The following is a 16,982-nucleotide window of genomic DNA, read 5'->3' on the forward strand; positions in this document are numbered from 1 at the left end:
GAGCGGATGGTGCCGAGAATCGACTGAATGGCGTTGCTGTCGCGCTCCAGTTGCTGGATCGACTGCGCCGACTGCTCGATTTCCTGGCTCAGGCGGTCAACGCTGGTCACTGCGGCATCGATCTGCGCCTGACCTTCACGGGCCTGCTGCTGGCCGCTGTCGGCCGACTGCGCGGCCTGGCTGCACGAGCGCGCCACCTCGTTGGCGGTGGCGACCATCTCGTGGAAGGCGGTGGACACCATGTCCACCGACTCACGTTGGCGCCCAGCGGCATCGGCCATGTCGTTCGACACCTGGGTAGCGGTGGCCGAGGCTTGGAGAATCTTCCCGGCCGAGCCGCCAATGTGCTGGATCAGGCTGCGGATGGCACCGAGGAACTGGTTGAACCAACTGGCGAGCTGGGCGGTTTCGTCACGGCCCTGTACGGCCAGATTGCGGGTCAGGTCGCCCTCGCCCTGGGCGATGTCTTCCAGGCCACGGGTCACGCCATTGATCGGGCGCACGATGACCCGGGCGAAGGCGGCGCCAACCACTGCGAACAACGCTGCCAACAGCACGGCGATGACGCCGATCATCCAGCTCAGCTCGGTGGTGCTCTGCATCACCTCGTCATGCTGGATCAGGCCGATGAAGGTCCAGCCCAGTTGTTCGTCGGTGTAGACGTTGGCCATGTAGGGCACGCCATTGAGCTCGACTTCCACCAGGCCTTTGCCGGCCTTGGCCAGCTCGGCGTAACCCCCCTCGAAGCTCGCCAGCGGCTTGAAGTTGTGGCTGGCATCGCGCGGATCGACCAGCACGTTGCCGTTGTGCTCGACCAGCATCAGGTAGCCGCTGTCGCCGACCTTGATGTTCTTGACGATCTCGGTCAGGCCGCTCAGCGACACGTCGATATTGACCACCCCGCCTGGGTTGCCCAGCGGGTTGGTGACGCTGCGCACGGTGCTGATCAGCACCGCATCGTCGGCAGCCCAGTAGTAGGCGTCGGTGCGCAGCACCTTGCCGGGGTTGGCCATCGCCAGTTTGTACCAGGGGCGCTCGCGCGGATCGTAGCTGGCGAGCTTTTGCCCGGCCGGCCAGCCGACGTAGCCGCCATCGGCCAGGGCGTAGGCCATGTAGGCGTAGTTGGGGTGGGTGGAGCCGAGCTGGTCGAGCAGGCGCTGCACGCGTTGGTCCTGCTCACCCAGCACGTTGGAGGCGTCGGCGGTCAGGTACTTGTTGAGGTTGCTGCCCGATTCGGTGATCAGCGGCTGCTGGGCGAGGAAATCGACGTTCTGGTCGATGGCCTTGAAGAACAGCTGCATGGCATTGCCGACCTGGCGGATCTCCCGGGTGCTGCTGTCGACGAAGTCGTCCCGCGCATCCTCGCGCAGGCTCAGCACGACCATCGTCGCCACCAGCGCGATCGGCAGACCGGCAATGATCGCGAAGGCCCAGGTCAGTTTTTGTTTGATATTCATCCCCACTCCAAAAGCAGATGTTCAAGACACATGACGCCCGTGTCAGGTCATCGGCAGCGCTGGGGTTTTGTGAAGGGCAGGGCGACGGATTTCGTCGCCGGCGGTCGCCCGCAGCGACGGACCTGTCGCATTTGGCTGGGAACGACCTGCGTCTATGCGCAGGCCGGGTGTTTCAGTGACAACCGCCGTTGGCCAGGTCCTTGAGAATCGGGCAATCGGGACGCTCGTCGCCCTGGCAGCCGGCGACCAGTTCACCCAGGGTTTCGCGCAGGCTGACCAGCTCGGCGATGCGCAGGTCGAGGGCTTCGATGTGCTGCTGGGCCAGGGCCTTGACGTCAGCGCTGGCGCGCTGGCGGTCTTGCCAGAGGGTCAGCAGGCGCGCCACCTCATCGAGGGAAAAGCCCAGGTCCCGTGAGCGCTTGATGAAGGCCAGGCGGTGCAGGTCTTCGGCCTGGTACAGGCGATAGCCACTGTCGCTGCGCGCCGCCGGGGCGAGCAGGCCGATGGCTTCGTAGTGACGGATCATCTTCGCGCTGAGCCCGCTGCGGCGGGCAGCCTGACCGATGTTCATGGCGTCTCCGAATGATGCGAATCAGGCTTCCAGGTCTTCAGCCACAGGGCGTTGCTGACCACGCTGACGCTGGACAGCGCCATCGCTGCGCCGGCCAGCACCGGATTGAGGTAGCCCAGCGCGGCCAGGGGAATGCCCACCAGGTTGTAGATGAAGGCCCAGAACAGGTTCTGGCGGATCTTGGCGTAGGTCTTGCGGCTGATCTCAAGCGCTGCCGGCACCAGGCGCGGGTCGCCGCGCATCAGGGTGATGCCGGCTGCCTGCATCGCCACATCGGTGCCGCCGCCCATGGCGATGCCGATGTCCGCCGCAGCCAGCGCCGGGGCATCGTTGATGCCGTCACCGACCATCGCCACCACCCCGTCCTGCTTGAGCCGGGCGACGCTGGCGGCCTTGTCGGCGGGCAACACCTCGGCATGCACGTCGTCGATGCCCAGGGCATCGGCCACCACCTTGGCGCTGCCGCGGTTGTCGCCGGTCAGCAGGTGGCTGCTGATGTGGCGCTGATGCAGCGCTTCGATGGCTTGTTTGGCACCGGATTTTAGGCTGTCACCAAAGGCGAACAGCGCCAGCAACCGTGGCCGCTCGCCGCGCTCGATCAGCCACGACAGCGTACGCCCCTCGGCTTCCCAGGCCTGGGCGCTGGCGGCAAGTTCACCGGGTTCCAGGCCACTTTCATCGAGCAGGCGGCGGTTGCCCAGGGCCAGTTGCCGACCTTCCACAGTGCCTGCGATACCTCGCCCGGTCAGCGCCTGGCTGGCTTGCACGGCTGGCACTTGCAGGTGCTGTTCTTCGCACTGGTCGAGCACCGCCTTGGCCAGCGGGTGTTCACTGCCGCGCTGCAGGGCACCGGCCAGGCGCAGGGCGTCGGCAGGGTCGGCGTCGAGGGTCTGGCTGTGGACGATGCGTGGGGTGCCGGAGGTCAGCGTGCCGGTCTTGTCGAACACCACGCGGTTGACCGCGTGGGCACGTTCCAGCGCCTCGGCGTCCTTGATCAGGATGCCGTGGCGGGCGGCGACACCGGTGCCGGCCATGATCGCGGCAGGCGTCGCCAGGCCCAGCGCACATGGGCAGGCGATCACCAGCACCGAAACCGCGTTGATCAGCGCCGTTTCCAGCGGCACGCCGCTGAACCACCAGCCGAGCAGCGTTGCCAGTGCCAGCAGCAGCACCGCCGGGACGAACACCTGGCTGACCCGGTCGACCAGCTTCTGGATCGGCGCCTTGGCGGCCTGCGCGTCTTCCACCAGGCGAATGATGCGCGCCAGCACGGTTTCGGTGCCCAGCGCTTCGGTGCGCACCAATAGCCGTCCCTCACCATTGATGGCGCCGCCGGTCACCCGGTCGCCCGGCTGCTTGGCCACCGGCAGGCTTTCGCCGCTGATCAGCGCTTCATCGGCATGGCTGTGGCCGTCGATGATTTCGCCGTCGACCGGGAAGCGTTCACCGGGTTTGACCAGCACCTGATCACCCAGTCGCAGTTGGCTGATGGCAACGTCTTCCTCACGACCGTCAACCACCCGCAGGGCGCGCTCGGGGCGCAGCGCCTCCAGGGCACGGATGGCGCTGGCGGTCTGGCGTTTGGCGCGGCTCTCCAGGTACTTGCCCAGCAGCACCAGGGCGATGACCACAGCGCTGGCCTCGAAATACAGGTGGGGCTCTACACCCGCTTCGGCACTGGCCCACTGATAAAGGCTCAGGCCGTAGCCGGCGCTGGTGCCCAACGCCACCAGCAAATCCATGTTGCCGGCCCCAGCGCGCACGGCTTTCCAGGCCGCCACGTAGAAGCGCGCACCGAGAATGAACTGCACCGGGGTGGCAAGCAGAAATTGCGCCCAGGCCGGCAGCATCCAGTGCAGGCCGAACGGTTGCCCGAGCATCGGCAGCACCAGCGGCAGCGCCAGCAGCAGCGCGGCCCCTACGGCCAGGCGTTCATTGCGCAGGCGCCGTTGCGCCTGCTCGGCGTCATCGCCGCGGGCCTGCGGCAGGCTGGCGCTGTAGCCGGCGGTGTCCACCGCGGCGAGCAAGGCGGCATCGTCGACGCTGGCCAGCACCTGCAGGTGGGCGCGCTCGCTGGCAAGGTTGACGCTGACCTGCTGCACTCCCGGCTGCCTGGCCAGGGCACGCTCGACGCGGCCTGCGCACGAGGCGCAGGTCATGCCGCCGATCTGCAGTTCGAGGCTGCGCGTCGGCACCTCGTAGCCGGCCGTACGCACCGCGTCGAGCAGCGCCGGCAGGCTACCGGCGGGCGCGTTCAGCCGCGCCTGCTCGGTGGCCAGATTGACGCTGACATCCTCGGCGCCGGCAACCTTGCCCAACGCGCGCTCGACCCGCCCGGCGCAACTGGCGCAGGTCATGCCGACGATAGGTAATTGATAGGTGGTGAATGCGGACATGGCGCTACTCCCTGTGTCAGGCCATCAGCTTCAACCTTGCCATGCGGGTAAGGTCAATAGCCTAGGCCGACACGGGTCAGGTACAGCCCCTCCTGGTTCATGGCAATGCGGTATTTGTTGATCTGCCCGCCACTGAGGGTCAGGCGTTGATTGCGCTGGTTTTCCAGGCCCGCACTGCAGCCGGCGACTTGCCCTGGCAACAGGCGCAGGCGCACGTCCACAGTGCCGGGCGGCAGGTTGAAGCTGGTGGACTGCTCCTGGAACAGCCGGGCCGATAGCTGATCGTTGAGGTAGATGCCGATTTCACAGTTGGTCGCCACTTCCAGACGCTCGCGGGAAATGATCAGCACGCTGTAGTCCGAAGTGCCGTCGGCGCTGGCGAAGGGCGCGGCCAGCGAGGCGCCGAGCAGCGCGAGTACGCGCAGGGCGGTGGTGATCATGGCAAGGTCTCCTGCTCAGAGCGGGTCGAGCGCTCAAGCTTGGCCGAGCCGCGCGCGGATTGCCAGCCCGATTCCGTCCAGCCCTTGACCTTGCCCTGGTGGCAAGGTTGAGACTGCACACCCTTCACCCAGACGAGGTAGCTCCCGATGCAAGTATTCAATGTGCAAGGCATGACCTGCGGCCACTGCGTCAAGGCCGTCACCCGCGCGGTGCAGGCGCAGGATGCAGCGGCGCAGGTAGAAGTCGACCTGGCCGGCAAGCAGGTCAAGGTGCAGAGCCAACTGAGCGCCGAGCAACTGCTCGAGGCCATTCGCGAGGAAGGCTACCAGGCCGAGAGCGCCTGACATCGAGGGACGAGCGGGGGGTAGTTTTTCCCCCAGCTTCTGGCGGGACGCGTAGAATGCGGCACTTGCTTAGCTTGCTACGGATTCCCGATGAACCTGCGAATGGTCCTCATCCTGGGCGCACTCAGTGCGTTCGGGCCTTTGGCGATTGATTTCTACTTGCCGGCATTCCCGGCCATGGCTCAGGCGTTCGCCACTGACGAGCCACACGTGCAAACCACACTGGCTGCCTACTTCCTTGGCCTTGCCATAGGCCAGCTGGCCTATGGGCCGGTCGCAGACCGCTTCGGCCGGCGTCTACCGCTGTTGTTCGGGGTCGGCCTGTTTACCGTGGCCTCGCTGGCCTGTGCCTATGCGCCGAACCTCGACACGCTGATCGTGGCGCGCTTCGTCCAGGCCCTGGGGGGCTGTGCGGGCATGGTCTTGTCACGGGCCATCGTCAGTGATCGCTGCGACCCGGTGCAGTCGGCCAAGGTGTTCTCGCAACTGATGCTGGTGATGGGCCTGGCGCCGATCCTGGCGCCGATGCTTGGGGGGCTGCTGGTCAACACTGTGGGTTGGCAGGCGATCTTCCTCGTGCTCGGGCTGTTCAGCGCCGGCTGCCTGCTGGCGGTGGCGCTGGGATTGCCGGAGAGCCTGCCGGCACACGTTGCCCGCGCGCCGTTGTCTGGCGCCGGTGGGCAATACCTGCGCCTGCTGCGCGACCGTGTGTTTATCGGCCATGCCTTGACCGGCGGCATCGCCATCGCCGGCATGTTCGCCTATATCGCCGGCTCACCTTACGTGTTCATTCGCCTGTATGGAGTGCCGGCCGAGCATTACGGCTGGTTGTTCGGCATCAATGCGGCAGGCTTCATTCTGGTGGCTCAGGTCAACGCCCGCTTGCTGTCCAGGCGCGGTCCTGCGGCTCTGCTGAGCAAGGCGGTGTGGGTCTACCTGCTCAGCGCTGCGCTGTTGCTGGCTGTGGCGGCGCTGCGTCCGGCGCAGCTGTGGCCGTTGCTGGTGCCGTTGTTCGTGTGCATCTCAAGCCTTGGGTGCATCGCGCCCAATGCCTCGGCCCTGGCCATGGCCGGCAAGGGCGGGCGTGCGGGTAGCGCATCGGCGTTGCTGGGCAGCCTGCAGTTCAGTGTCGCCGCAGGTGCCGCGGCACTGGTAGGCGCTCTGGCCGACGGCAGCGCGGTGCCGATGAGCCTGGTGATCTGCCTGTGCGGCGTGCTGGTCGTGGTGATGGCGCTGAGCGCCCGGCGCTGGCAGGCCGCCGCCTAGCGGTGCACGGCCTGGTTGTCGACGAGTCTGTTTTTTCTGCAATACCTGTGGAAGCGACGTGTGGGCTTTGTCCTGTGTTTGTCAGGGCGATTGACCCGGCTCGTGCGCCGCAAGGTCTGTAGCGCAAAGCATTGGGGCTCAATACGTCCATTCTGGATGAGGAGACGCTTCCTCATTGGGTGCTATGACCCTCTGTACTTTCTCGAGTGAACACGGCGCAACAGCGCGTAGTAGTCGATCAGACGCGGCTTATACTCGCGCTGGCAGGTCGCCCGGGCGGCCTCGGCGACCGCTGTGGTGTGGCCCACGCGCGCTACCGCCCGGCTCAGGACATCACCTCGAAGGGAGTAGCGCAGACATGCAAGCAGTGAGCAGCATCAGCCGTATCGCCAGCCTCATGGCAGACCCCAAGCGCAGCGCCATGCTCTGGGCGCTGATCGACGGCACCCCACGTCCCACCGCCGAACTGGCCATGATGGCCGGGCTGAGCTGTTCTTCGGCCTGCGCCCATCTTTCGCTGCTGTCCTCGGCAGGCTTGCTGAGCCTGGAGTCACGCGGTCGAAAGCGTTATTTCCGTCTCGCCACGCCAGAGGTGGCCGCGGCCGTCGAAGCCCTGGCGACTCTGGTGATGGAAGCCGGCGCGGCGCGGCGCGGCGCAGCACCGGCGCCGCTGCAAATTCCCCTGGCGATGCGTCGCGCACGGCGCTGTGGCGATCATCTGGGCGGTGAGCTGGCGGCCGAGCTGTTTCAGCGGCTGATAGACGCCGGTTGGCTTGCCCGACGCGGCGAGCAACTGCTGGTCAATGGCCAGGGGCGCCTTGAGCTGGAGCGTCTCGGCGTCTACATCGACGCCTTGGCACCCCACGCGCACCGCGCAGGGGTGATCTGCCGTTGCAGCCAGTGGAGCGACCAGGGCCCGCACCTGGGCGGGGTGCTCGGGCAGGCCCTGTTCAAGCTGTTCCTGCAATCGCAGTGGGTGCTCGACCAGGAAGGTGGGCGCGCCCTGCAAGCCACCCCGCTGGGCATCCAGCAAATCGGCGCTATCGCCCGGGTCAGCACCTTGCAGGTGGGTTAGCCAGGCGCGTGCCCTGTGCAGGTTCAGACCAGCCGCGCATCCAGGCTGTTCTGCGCCAGGCGGTGAGCCTGGTCCTGGGTCATGCCCAGGTGCTCGTGCAAGGCGTGGAAGTTCTCGGTGACATAACCGCCGAAGTAGGCCGGGTCGTCCGAGTTGACGGTCACCTTCACGCCGCGCTCGAGCATGTCGAGGATGTTGTGCTGACCCATGTGGTCGAACACGCGCAACTTGGTATTGGACAGTGGGCAAACGGTCAGAGGAATCTGCTCATCGATGATCCGCTGCATCAGGCGTTCGTCCTCGATGGCGCGCACGCCGTGGTCGATGCGCTTGATGTGCAGCAGGTCGAGCGCTTCCCAGATGTACTCGGGCGGGCCTTCCTCGCCGGCGTGGGCCACGGCCACCAGGCCTTCGCTACGGGCACGGGCGAACACGCGCTCGAACTTGCTTGGCGGGTGGCCGCGCTCGGAACTGTCCAGGCCGACGGCGATGAAGGCATCGCGGAACGGCAGGGCCTGGTCGAGGGTTTTCTCGGCCTCTTCCTCGCTGAGGTGGCGCAGGAAGCTCAGGATCAAGCCACTGCCGACGCCAAGTTGCTGGCGACCATCGCGCAGTGCCTGGTTGATGCCGTTGAGCACCACCTCGAAAGGGATGCCGCGGTCTGTGTGGGTCTGTGGATCGAAGAACGGCTCGGTGTGAATCACGTTCTGCGCCTTGCAGCGCAGCAGGTACGCCCAGGTCAGGTCGTAGAAGTCCTGTTCGGTCTGCAGCACACCCGCGCCTTGGTAGTACAGGTCGAGGAATTCCTGCAGGTTATTGAAGGCGTAGGCACCGCGCAGCGCTTCTACATCCTTCCAGGGCAAATCGACTTTGTTGCGCTCGGCCAGGGCGAACAGCAGCTCAGGCTCCAGCGAACCTTCGAGGTGCATGTGCAATTCAGCCTTGGGCAAGGCATTGAGCCAGTCATACATGGTTATACATCTCAATCGGGTACAGTCTTGACCATTCTACTGGAATTTGTTCCTTGTGCCCGGCCTGCGTCCCTTGGGCGCGCCCCGTCCGTCCAAGGGATGCACATCCGATGCGTTTCAGCCCGCTATGAGGCGCGCGGCAGCCTGGCGGTGGTCGGCGATCAGACCCTGCACGTCGAGCCCCTCGATCTGCCCATCGATGACCCGCCACTGCCCGCCGATCATGACCCGATCCGCACGCTCGGCGGCGCACAGCAGCAAGGCGGCCAAGGGATCATGACTGCCGGAGAAACGCAGTTCATCGAGGCGATACAGGGCAAGGTCCGCCTGCTTGCCGACATCCAGACTGCCGATGTCGTCGCGCCCCAGCAGCTGTGCCGAACCGCGGGTGGCCCAGCCCAGCACGCGTTGCGGGGTGATCCGCTCGGCGCCATAGCGCAGGCGTTGCAGGTACAGCGCCTGGCGCGCCTCCAGCAGCAGGTTGGAGGCATCGTTGGACGCCGAACCATCGACTCCCAACCCCAGTGGCGCTCCGGCTAGTTCCAGGTCGAGGGTCGGGCAGATACCCGACGCCAGGCGCATGTTCGACGTCGGACAGTGGCAGATGCCGGTGCCGGCCGCGCCAAGACGGCTGATCTCCTGATCGTTGAAATGAATGCCATGGGCCAGCCAGGTACGAGGACCGAGCCAGCCGACGCTGTCGAGGTAGTCGACCGTGCGCAAGCCGAACTGGCGCAGGCAGAACGCCTCTTCGTCGAGTGTTTCGGCAAGGTGAGTGTGCAGCCGCACATCCAGCGATTCAGCCAGTTCGGCGCTGGCGCGCATGATCTCGCTGGTGACCGAGAACGGCGAGCACGGGGCCAGGGCGATCTGCACCTGGGCCCCGGCTCCACGCTGGTGGTAACGCTGCACCAGCCGCTGGCTGTCGGCGAGAATGACCTCGCCTTGCTGCACCGTCTGCTGCGGCGGCAGGCCACCCTCGGCTTGTCCCAGGCTCATCGAGCCGCGCGTGAGCATGGCGCGCATGCCCAGTTCGCGGACCACCTCCACCTGTACATCGATGGCCTCGTCCAGGCCCTGTGGAAACAGATAGTGATGATCGGCTGCGGTGGTGCAGCCCGACAGCAGCAATTCAGCCATGGCCACCCGGCTGGCCAGGGCCAGTTGCTCGGCCGTCAGCCTGGCCCACACCGGGTACAGCGTGGTGAGCCAGGGAAACAGCGGCTGGTTGACCACCGGCGCCCAGGCGCGGGTAAGCGTCTGATAGAAGTGGTGGTGGGTGTTGACCAGGCCGGGCAGCAGCACGTGTTCACGGGCGTCGAACACCTGCTGACAAGGCGTTGAGGGCTGTTGGCCCAGGGCCAGGCATTCGCTGATGAGGCCATCTTCGATGACCAGCCCGCCGCGTGCATCGACGTCGTTGGCGGTGAAGACGGCGAGGGGGGATTTCAACCAGGTACGGATCGCAGGCATGGCGCCGGCTCCTCTGAAAGTGGGTTCAGGTAAGCCAGCTCAGTGTTGCCCTGTCTGCTGATCCAGGTCCGCCGCGGGGGCGAGGCGCCAAGTCTAGCGCCGCCCCGGGCAGGGTTCAATTCACCAGGTGAGGGTTTCACCGCGGTAGTCGACGAAGCGCAGCCCTGGCACGCCGCGGTGCGCGTCGATCTGCTCGAGCAGGCCGCGGGTGCTGGTGTGCACGTCGATCTCGGCGTTGTCGCCGCCCATGGCCGTCTTCACCCAGCCCGGGTGCATCGCCAGCACGGCGAGGTCTGGGCGTTGGGCCTGCACTACGAAGCTGTTGATCATCGAGTTGAGCGCTGCCTTGCTGGCCTTGTACAAGCAGATTTCGCCGCCGTCCGGGCTGGCCACGCTGCCCAGGCCGGAACTCATGAACGCCAGCACGCCGCTGCCCTGGCGGATGAGCCCGAGCAGCCGCTGGGCGACCCGAATCGGCGCAACGGCGTTGGTCATGAACAGCTCGCCAATGTCGTTGAGCTGAACGCTGCGTGGGTCCTGCGGCAGTGGTCCCATGACGCCGGCATTGATGAACAGCAGGTCGAAGGTGCGATCCTGCAGGCGTTGGGCGAGCCCTTCCAGTTGGCTGTCGTCGTTCATCTCAAGGGTTTCCACGGCGACACCAGGCACCGCAGCCAGCGTGTCAGCCTTGCTGGGATCACGCACCGTGGCGGTAATTTGCCAGCCAGCCTCGCTCAGGCGTTCGACCAGGCCAAGCCCCAGGCCGCGTGAGGCGCCGATGATGAGTGCGGATGGGTTGGACATTGCGTTACTCCTGACGGATGAGTGAACCGAGCAGCATACCCCACAGCATGTAGGAAATATCCACAGGCATGCCGAGCTGTCATCCGCCTGGGGCTGTACAAAAAACGCGCAAACCTGTGCACGCCTTCTCCCACGTGGCCTGGAGCCGAGCGCGCACGGCTTATCCACAGAGTGCTCCACACCCATTGTGTGCAACCCGGCGGCAGTGGATAACAGCGCGCGCCAATCTGGGGAATTACCCGTTGGCAGGGGATAACCCGTTGATAACCAGTGGATTTCTAGTCGCTAACTGCGGGCTGTGCAAAAAACGATCAATTCTCTGCAAGCCTTGCCGGGCGTGGCTTGCACCCGCATACCCCAAGGTTATCCACAGTCAGGCCCACAGTGATTGTGGGCAATCGCTCAACGCGGCGTGAGGTGAATGCGCCCGCGGCTCAGATCAGCCAATTGCTGTTGGAAGAGCGGCAAATGATGCTCGGAAAAAGCCAGGTTCAAATCGACGCCTTCGGCGGTGAATCGCTCGTCGAGCAGTACGCCGTCGATGTCGGCCAGGCGCAACTTGACCAACGCCAGCTCACTGAAGCTGCAACTGCAGACGAACTCGCTGCGCGCTACCAACACGCGCTTGGCGGCCTGTTGCAAGCACTTGTTGGCGCCGCCACCGTAGGCCCGGGCCAGGCCACCCGTACCCAGCTGGATGCCGCCGTACCAGCGGATCACCAGCACCACTACCTGGTCGCAATCCTGCGCTTCGATCGCGGCCAGGATTGGCCGGCCGGCGGTGCCGCCAGGCTCGCCATCGTCATTGCTGCGGTACTGACCGCCGATTTTCCACGCCCAGCAGTTATGCGTGGCCGCCAGATCGCTATGGGTGGCAATGAATTGCATGGCCTGATCTGCGCTGTCGATGGGCGCAGCCAGGGTGATGAAACGGCTCTTGCGAATTTCTTCGCGAAATTCGCACAGCTCAAGCAGGGTAGAGGGCATAGATCACGTCAGGCGGGCAGGCGCACGCCGCAGCCTTTGAGAATGATGTGGATAAGGGTGTCGCTGGCCTGCTCCATGTCTTGCTTGGTCAGGCGGCTGCGACCGGTGACCTGGCAGATCTGCGTGGCGAAGTCGGCGTAGTGCTGGGTGCTGCTCCAGAGCAGGAAAATCAGGTGCACCGGGTCGACCGCGTCCATCTTTCCGGCCGCGGCCCAAGCTTCGAACACTGCCGCGCGACTGCGGAACCAGACCCGGTAATCGGCAGAGAAGTACTCGCTCAGGCATTCGCCGCCACTGATCACTTCCATGGCGAAGATGCGTGAGGCCTGCGGGTTGCGCCGCGAGAACTCCATCTTCGTGCGAATGTACGTGCTCAGTGCCTCGGCAGGATCATCGTCCACGCTCAGGGCGTTGAAGGTGCTGTCCCACAGCTCGATGATGTTGCTCAGCACCGCGATATACAGGCCCAGCTTGTTGGTGAAGTAGTAATGCAGGTTGGCCTTGGGCAGGTCGGCCTTGAGCGCGATGGTGTTCATGCTGGTGCCCTTGAAGCCATGCCGGGCGAACTCATCCTCGGCCGCCTGAATGATGGCGCGCTCGTTCTTCTGACGAATACGGCCGGCGGGCTTGCCTGAGGCGGGGAGGCGGTGGGCGGGAACTTCAAGGCTCATGGGCGATTCCGTGCAGGTCGGGTGAAACGGATTGTCGGACAGATTACCTGCCTGTGCAGCCCTGACAACCCTTAGCGGGTGGTCGCCAAGCTATCGATGAAGCTTTCCAGCACCAGGTTGGGCCGCCGGCCTTTGCGCGTCACCCAGCTCAGGCTCAGGTCATGAAAGCGTTGCTGGGGTTTGAGTGCGCGTAGTCGGCCTTGCTGCACCCAGACACTGGCGTAGTGGTCGGGCAGGTAGCCGATGTAGCGCCCGGTCAGAATCAGGAAAGCCATGCCTTCACGGTCCGACGCGCTTGCCGTGCAATGCAGCGCCTGATAGCACGCCTGAACCTCGGCCGGCAGGCGAAAGGTCGGGGCAATCGCATCCTGGCTATCCAGGCGTTGGTCGTCGATACGCGCGTCTTCGGCGTAGAACAATGGGTGGCCCACCGCGCAGTAAAGTAGCGAGCGTTCGCTGTACAGCGGCTGGTAATCGAGGCCGGGCAGTGGCGTGGCCTGTGGCACCACGCCAATGTGCAGGCTGCCGTCGAGCACACCTTGCTCCACCTGGCTGGGCGCGATCATGCGGATCTGGATGCGCACCTCCGGGCCGCGGTCCTTGAGCTGTGCCAGCGCGTGGGTGATACGCATGTGCGGCAGGGTGACCAGGTTGTCGGTCAGGCCGATGTTCAGCTCACCACGCAGATGCTGGTGCAGGCCGTTCACTTCGGTACGAAACGTCTCTAGAGCGCCGAGCAACTGCAGCGCCGACTGGTACACCTCGCGACCTTCCTCGGTCAGGGAAAACCCCGCCCGTCCCCGCTGGCACAAACGCAGGCCCAGACGCTGTTCGAGGTCCTTCATCTGCTGACTGATGGCCGAACGGCCGATTCCGAGTACGTTTTCTGCCGCAGAGAAACCGCCGCATTCGACTACGCTGCGGTAGATCTTCAACAAACGGATGTCGAAATCGCTGACCTGTGCCAGTGGATCGGGACGTCGGCTCATAAGTTTAGTCTGTCACTGCCTGAGCTTTAGAAAAGTAGGATTTTCCAGACTTTATCGGCGTGCCAGTTTAGTGGCAACCACACCTGCATCGTTGTCTGATCGTCTTCTGAGGAATCACCGATGAACATGCCCGAAACCGCCCCTACCGGCATCGCCAGCCAGCTCAAGCTGGATGCTCACTGGATGCCCTACACGGCCAACCGAAATTTCCACCGCGATCCGCGTTTGATCGTGGCGGCAGACGGCAATCATCTGGTGGATGACAAGGGCCGCCGGGTGTTCGACGCACTGTCCGGGCTATGGACCTGCGGCGCCGGTCACACTCGCAAGGAAATCACCGACGCGGTCAGTCGCCAGTTGGCGACCCTCGACTACGCACCGGCCTTCCAGTTCGGCCACCCTCTGTCGTTCCAGCTGGCCGAGCAAATCACCCAGTTGACCCCGGGTGAGCTCAATCACGTGTTCTTCACCAACTCAGGCTCCGAGTGCGCAGATACTGCGCTGAAGATGGTTCGCGCCTACTGGCGCCTCAAGGGGCAGGCGACCAAGACCAAGATCATCGGTCGTGCCCGTGGCTACCATGGCGTCAACATCGCCGGCACCAGCCTGGGTGGGGTCAACGGCAACCGCAAGATGTTCGGCCAGTTGCTCGATGTCGACCATCTGCCGCACACCGTGCTGCCGGTCAATGCGTTCAGCAGGGGTCTGCCACAGGAAGGCGGTATCGCCCTGGCCGATGAAATGCTCAAGCTGATCGAGCTGCATGATGCGTCCAACATCGCCGCACTGATCGTCGAGCCGCTGGCAGGTTCGGCCGGCGTACTGCCGCCACCGGTGGGCTACCTCAAGCGTCTGCGTGAAATCTGCGACCAGCACAACATCCTGTTGATCTTCGATGAGGTCATCACCGGCTTCGGCCGCATGGGCGCGATGACCGGAGCCGAGGCGTTCGGCGTCACCCCTGACCTGATGTGCATCGCCAAGCAGGTCACCAACGGCGCCATTCCGATGGGCGCGGTGGTTGCCAGCAGCGAGATCTACCACACCTTCATGAACCAGCCGACCCCCGAGTACGCCGTGGAATTCCCACACGGCTATACCTACTCGGCGCACCCGGTGGCCTGCGCGGCGGGCATCGCTGCGCTCGATCTGCTGCAAAAGGAAAACCTGGTGCAGGCTTCGGCCGAGTTGGCGCCGCATTTCGAGACGCTGCTGCACGGCATGAAAGGCAGCAAGAACGTCGTCGACATTCGCAACTACGGCCTGGCCGGCGCCATCCAGCTCGCCGCGCGCGACGGTGATGCCATCGTGCGTCCTTATGAGGTGGCCATGAAGCTCTGGCAAGCAGGCTTCTATGTGCGCTTCGGCGGCGACACCTTGCAGTTCGGCCCAACGTTCAATACCCAGCCGCAGGAACTCGACCGCCTGTTCGATGCGGTGGGCGAGACCCTCAATCGGGTCGACTGATCCAGCCGTTTCGACACGGGCGCCGTTTCAGGCGCCCGCATCTTCCTTATTCTCCACGGAGTTTTGCATGAGCACCGTTCAGCACTTGATCGACGGCCAGCTGGTGTCCAGCGGCGAGCGCACTGCCGATGTCTTCAACCCTGCCACCGGCCAAGCCACGCGCCAGGTTCAACTGGCCAGCCGCGCCACCGTTCAGCAGGCCATCGACTCGGCCGCCGCCGCGTATCCGGCCTGGCGCAATACGCCCCCGGCCAAGCGCGCGCAGGTGATGTTCCGCTTCAAGCAGTTGCTGGAGCAGAACGAGGCGCAGATCGCGCAACTGATCAGCGAAGAACACGGCAAGACCCTTGAGGACGCCGCTGGCGAGCTCAAGCGCGGTATCGAAAACGTCGAGTACGCCTGCGCGGCCCCGGAAATTCTCAAGGGCGAATACACCCGCAACGTCGGGCCGAACATCGACGCCTGGTCGGACTTCCAGCCGCTGGGTGTGGTCGCGGGCATCACTCCGTTCAACTTCCCGGCCATGGTGCCGCTGTGGATGTACCCGTTGGCGATCGTCTGCGGCAATGCCTTCATCCTCAAGCCGTCCGAGCGTGATCCTAGCTCGACCCTGTTCATCGCCCAGTTGCTGCTGGAAGCCGGACTGCCCAAGGGCATCCTCAACGTCGTGCACGGTGACAAGGAAGCGGTGGATGCACTGATCGAGGCGCCGCAGGTCAAGGCGCTGAGCTTCGTCGGCTCGACGCCGATCGCTGAGTACATCTATGCCGAAGGCACCAAGCGCGGTAAGCGTGTGCAGGCACTGGGTGGGGCGAAGAACCATGCGGTGCTGATGCCCGACGCCGATCTGGACAACGCGGTGAGCGCTTTGATGGGCGCGGCCTATGGTTCGTGCGGCGAGCGCTGCATGGCGATCTCGGTTGCAGTGTGTGTCGGTGACCAGGTGGCCGATGCCCTGATCGCCAAGCTCGAGCCGCAGATCAAGGCGCTGAAGATTGGTGCTGGCACCTCCTGTGGCCTGGACATGGGCCCGCTGGTAACGGCGGCTGCGCGCGACAAGGTCGTCGGCTATATAGAAGAAGGCGTTGCGGCAGGCGCCAGGCTGGTGGTCGATGGCCGCGGCCTGCAGGTGGCAGGGCACGAGCAGGGTTATTTCCTCGGCGGCACCCTGTTCGACCAGGTCAGCGCTGAAATGAGCATCTATAAAGAAGAGATCTTCGGCCCGGTGCTGTGCGTGGTGCGCGTGCAGAGCCTGGAGCAGGCCATGCAACTGATCAACGATCACGAGTACGGTAACGGCACCTGCATCTTCACCCGCGATGGTGAAGCGGCGCGGTTGTTCTGCGATGAGATCGAAGTGGGCATGGTCGGCGTCAACGTGCCGCTGCCGGTGCCGGTGGCGTACCACAGCTTCGGTGGCTGGAAGCGTTCGCTGTTCGGTGACCTGCATGCTTACGGCCCGGATGGCGTGCGCTTCTACACCCGGCGCAAGGCAATCACCCAGCGCTGGCCGCAGCGCAAGAGCCACGAAGCCTCGCAGTTCGCGTTCCCAAGCCTCTGATCGAGTGACCCAGCGGGGCGGCTATATGGCCGCCCCGCTGGGTTTTCGGTTATTTGAAACTTTCTTGAAATAACTGCTTGACCGCCCTCGGAATCTCCTTATAATGCGCACCACTTCCGGGGCAAACGGAACAGAAAACTCCTTGAGATTCAATGAGTTAGCTGTTCAGGTGGTACTGGAGGCGCTTCGATCTGCTGATCGATAGCGGTGAAAAAGGTGGTTGACAGCGTTGTTTAACGCTGTATGATTCGCCTCCCGCTACGAGCGATCGCAGCGAGCCAAGTGTTTGAAGTTGAACGAGATTCTCGCAAAATACTTCGAAATAAACGCTTGACAGACTTAGAGGAAAGCGTAGAATGCGCGCCTCGGTTGAGACGAAAGGCTCAACCAAACGCTCTTTAACAAATTGAATCAAGCAATTCGTGTGGGTGCTTGTGAGTACGGACTGATCGTCGCATAGATTATCAGCATCACAAGTGGCCATGCGAGAAATCACATAGTCATTTGAG

Annotated in this window: 15 protein-coding genes; 5 read left to right on the forward strand and 10 right to left on the reverse strand. The window is 64.3% G+C overall.

Annotated elements, in window-relative coordinates; genetic code table 11:
• From H618_RS0118660 to H618_RS0118675, 4 genes are all read right to left on the reverse strand, one after another.
• Nucleotides 1–1,457: methyl-accepting chemotaxis protein (locus H618_RS0118660; RefSeq protein WP_028696510.1), on the reverse strand; the 1,457-nt coding region annotated here is incomplete at its 3' end.
• Nucleotides 1,458–1,629: 172 nt separating this feature from the next.
• The gene (cueR, locus tag H618_RS0118665; protein ID WP_028696511.1) at nt 1,630–2,028 is read right to left on the reverse strand and encodes a Cu(I)-responsive transcriptional regulator; all 399 of its coding nucleotides are present in this window, start codon (nt 2,026–2,028) and stop codon (nt 1,630–1,632) included.
• The gene (locus tag H618_RS0118670) at nt 2,025–4,424 is read right to left on the reverse strand and encodes a heavy metal translocating P-type ATPase (protein WP_028696512.1); all 2,400 of its coding nucleotides are present in this window, start codon (nt 4,422–4,424) and stop codon (nt 2,025–2,027) included. Before H618_RS0118670 ends, cueR begins: the two co-directional genes overlap by 4 nt.
• Nucleotides 4,425–4,477: 53 nt before the next feature.
• The gene (locus H618_RS0118675) at nt 4,478–4,864 is read right to left on the reverse strand and encodes a hypothetical protein (protein ID WP_028696513.1); all 387 of its coding nucleotides are present in this window, start codon (nt 4,862–4,864) and stop codon (nt 4,478–4,480) included.
• A gap of 147 nt (nt 4,865–5,011) precedes the next feature.
• Between H618_RS0118675 and H618_RS0118680 the strand changes: the two genes are divergently transcribed.
• From H618_RS0118680 to H618_RS0118690, 3 genes are all read left to right on the forward strand, one after another.
• Nucleotides 5,012–5,209, forward strand: coding sequence for a heavy-metal-associated domain-containing protein (locus tag H618_RS0118680; protein WP_028696514.1), 198 nt, complete (start codon nt 5,012–5,014; stop codon nt 5,207–5,209).
• A 90-nt stretch (nt 5,210–5,299) separates the two neighbouring features.
• Nucleotides 5,300–6,475, forward strand: a complete 1,176-nt coding sequence (locus tag H618_RS0118685; RefSeq protein ID WP_028696515.1) for a multidrug effflux MFS transporter — start codon at nt 5,300–5,302, stop codon at nt 6,473–6,475.
• A gap of 358 nt (nt 6,476–6,833) precedes the next feature.
• Nucleotides 6,834–7,550, forward strand: a complete 717-nt coding sequence (locus H618_RS0118690) for a helix-turn-helix transcriptional regulator (RefSeq protein ID WP_028696516.1) — start codon at nt 6,834–6,836, stop codon at nt 7,548–7,550.
• A 23-nt stretch (nt 7,551–7,573) separates the two neighbouring features.
• Here the strand turns inward: H618_RS0118690 and H618_RS0118695 are convergent, their stop codons facing one another.
• The 6 genes from H618_RS0118695 to H618_RS0118720 form a co-directional block, all read right to left on the reverse strand.
• Complete coding sequence (locus tag H618_RS0118695) at nt 7,574–8,521, reverse strand: adenosine deaminase (RefSeq protein WP_028696517.1); 948 nt, start codon at nt 8,519–8,521, stop codon at nt 7,574–7,576.
• Between the two features lie 117 nt (nt 8,522–8,638).
• Complete coding sequence (locus H618_RS0118700; protein WP_028696518.1) at nt 8,639–9,994, reverse strand: 8-oxoguanine deaminase; 1,356 nt, start codon at nt 9,992–9,994, stop codon at nt 8,639–8,641.
• 120 nt (nt 9,995–10,114) lie between these two features.
• Nucleotides 10,115–10,798, reverse strand: coding sequence for an SDR family oxidoreductase (locus H618_RS0118705; protein WP_028696519.1), 684 nt, complete (start codon nt 10,796–10,798; stop codon nt 10,115–10,117).
• Nucleotides 10,799–11,200: 402 nt separating this feature from the next.
• Nucleotides 11,201–11,785, reverse strand: a complete 585-nt coding sequence (locus H618_RS0118710) for an IMPACT family protein (protein ID WP_028696520.1) — start codon at nt 11,783–11,785, stop codon at nt 11,201–11,203.
• Nucleotides 11,786–11,793: 8 nt separating this feature from the next.
• The gene (locus H618_RS0118715; RefSeq protein WP_028696521.1) at nt 11,794–12,456 is read right to left on the reverse strand and encodes a TetR/AcrR family transcriptional regulator; all 663 of its coding nucleotides are present in this window, start codon (nt 12,454–12,456) and stop codon (nt 11,794–11,796) included.
• 71 nt (nt 12,457–12,527) lie between these two features.
• Entirely contained in the window at nt 12,528–13,445 is a 918-nt protein-coding gene (locus tag H618_RS0118720; protein WP_028696522.1) for a LysR family transcriptional regulator, read from the reverse strand.
• Between the two features lie 120 nt (nt 13,446–13,565).
• Between H618_RS0118720 and aptA the strand changes: the two genes are divergently transcribed.
• Both aptA and H618_RS0118730 read left to right on the forward strand, forming a co-directional pair.
• Nucleotides 13,566–14,912 carry an omega-aminotransferase AptA gene (gene aptA / locus H618_RS0118725; protein WP_028696523.1) on the forward strand — a complete coding sequence of 449 codons (1,347 nt, stop codon included), beginning with the start codon at nt 13,566–13,568 and terminating at the stop codon, nt 14,910–14,912.
• Nucleotides 14,913–14,979: 67 nt separating this feature from the next.
• Nucleotides 14,980–16,473 (forward strand): CoA-acylating methylmalonate-semialdehyde dehydrogenase, encoded by a 1,494-nt coding sequence (locus H618_RS0118730; RefSeq protein ID WP_028696524.1) that lies wholly within the window; start codon nt 14,980–14,982, stop codon nt 16,471–16,473.
• The last annotated feature ends 509 nt before the right edge of the window (nt 16,474–16,982 follow it).

Source organism: Pseudomonas cremoricolorata DSM 17059 = NBRC 16634, assembly GCF_000425745.1.
GTDB lineage: Bacteria > Pseudomonadota > Gammaproteobacteria > Pseudomonadales > Pseudomonadaceae > Aquipseudomonas > Aquipseudomonas cremoricolorata.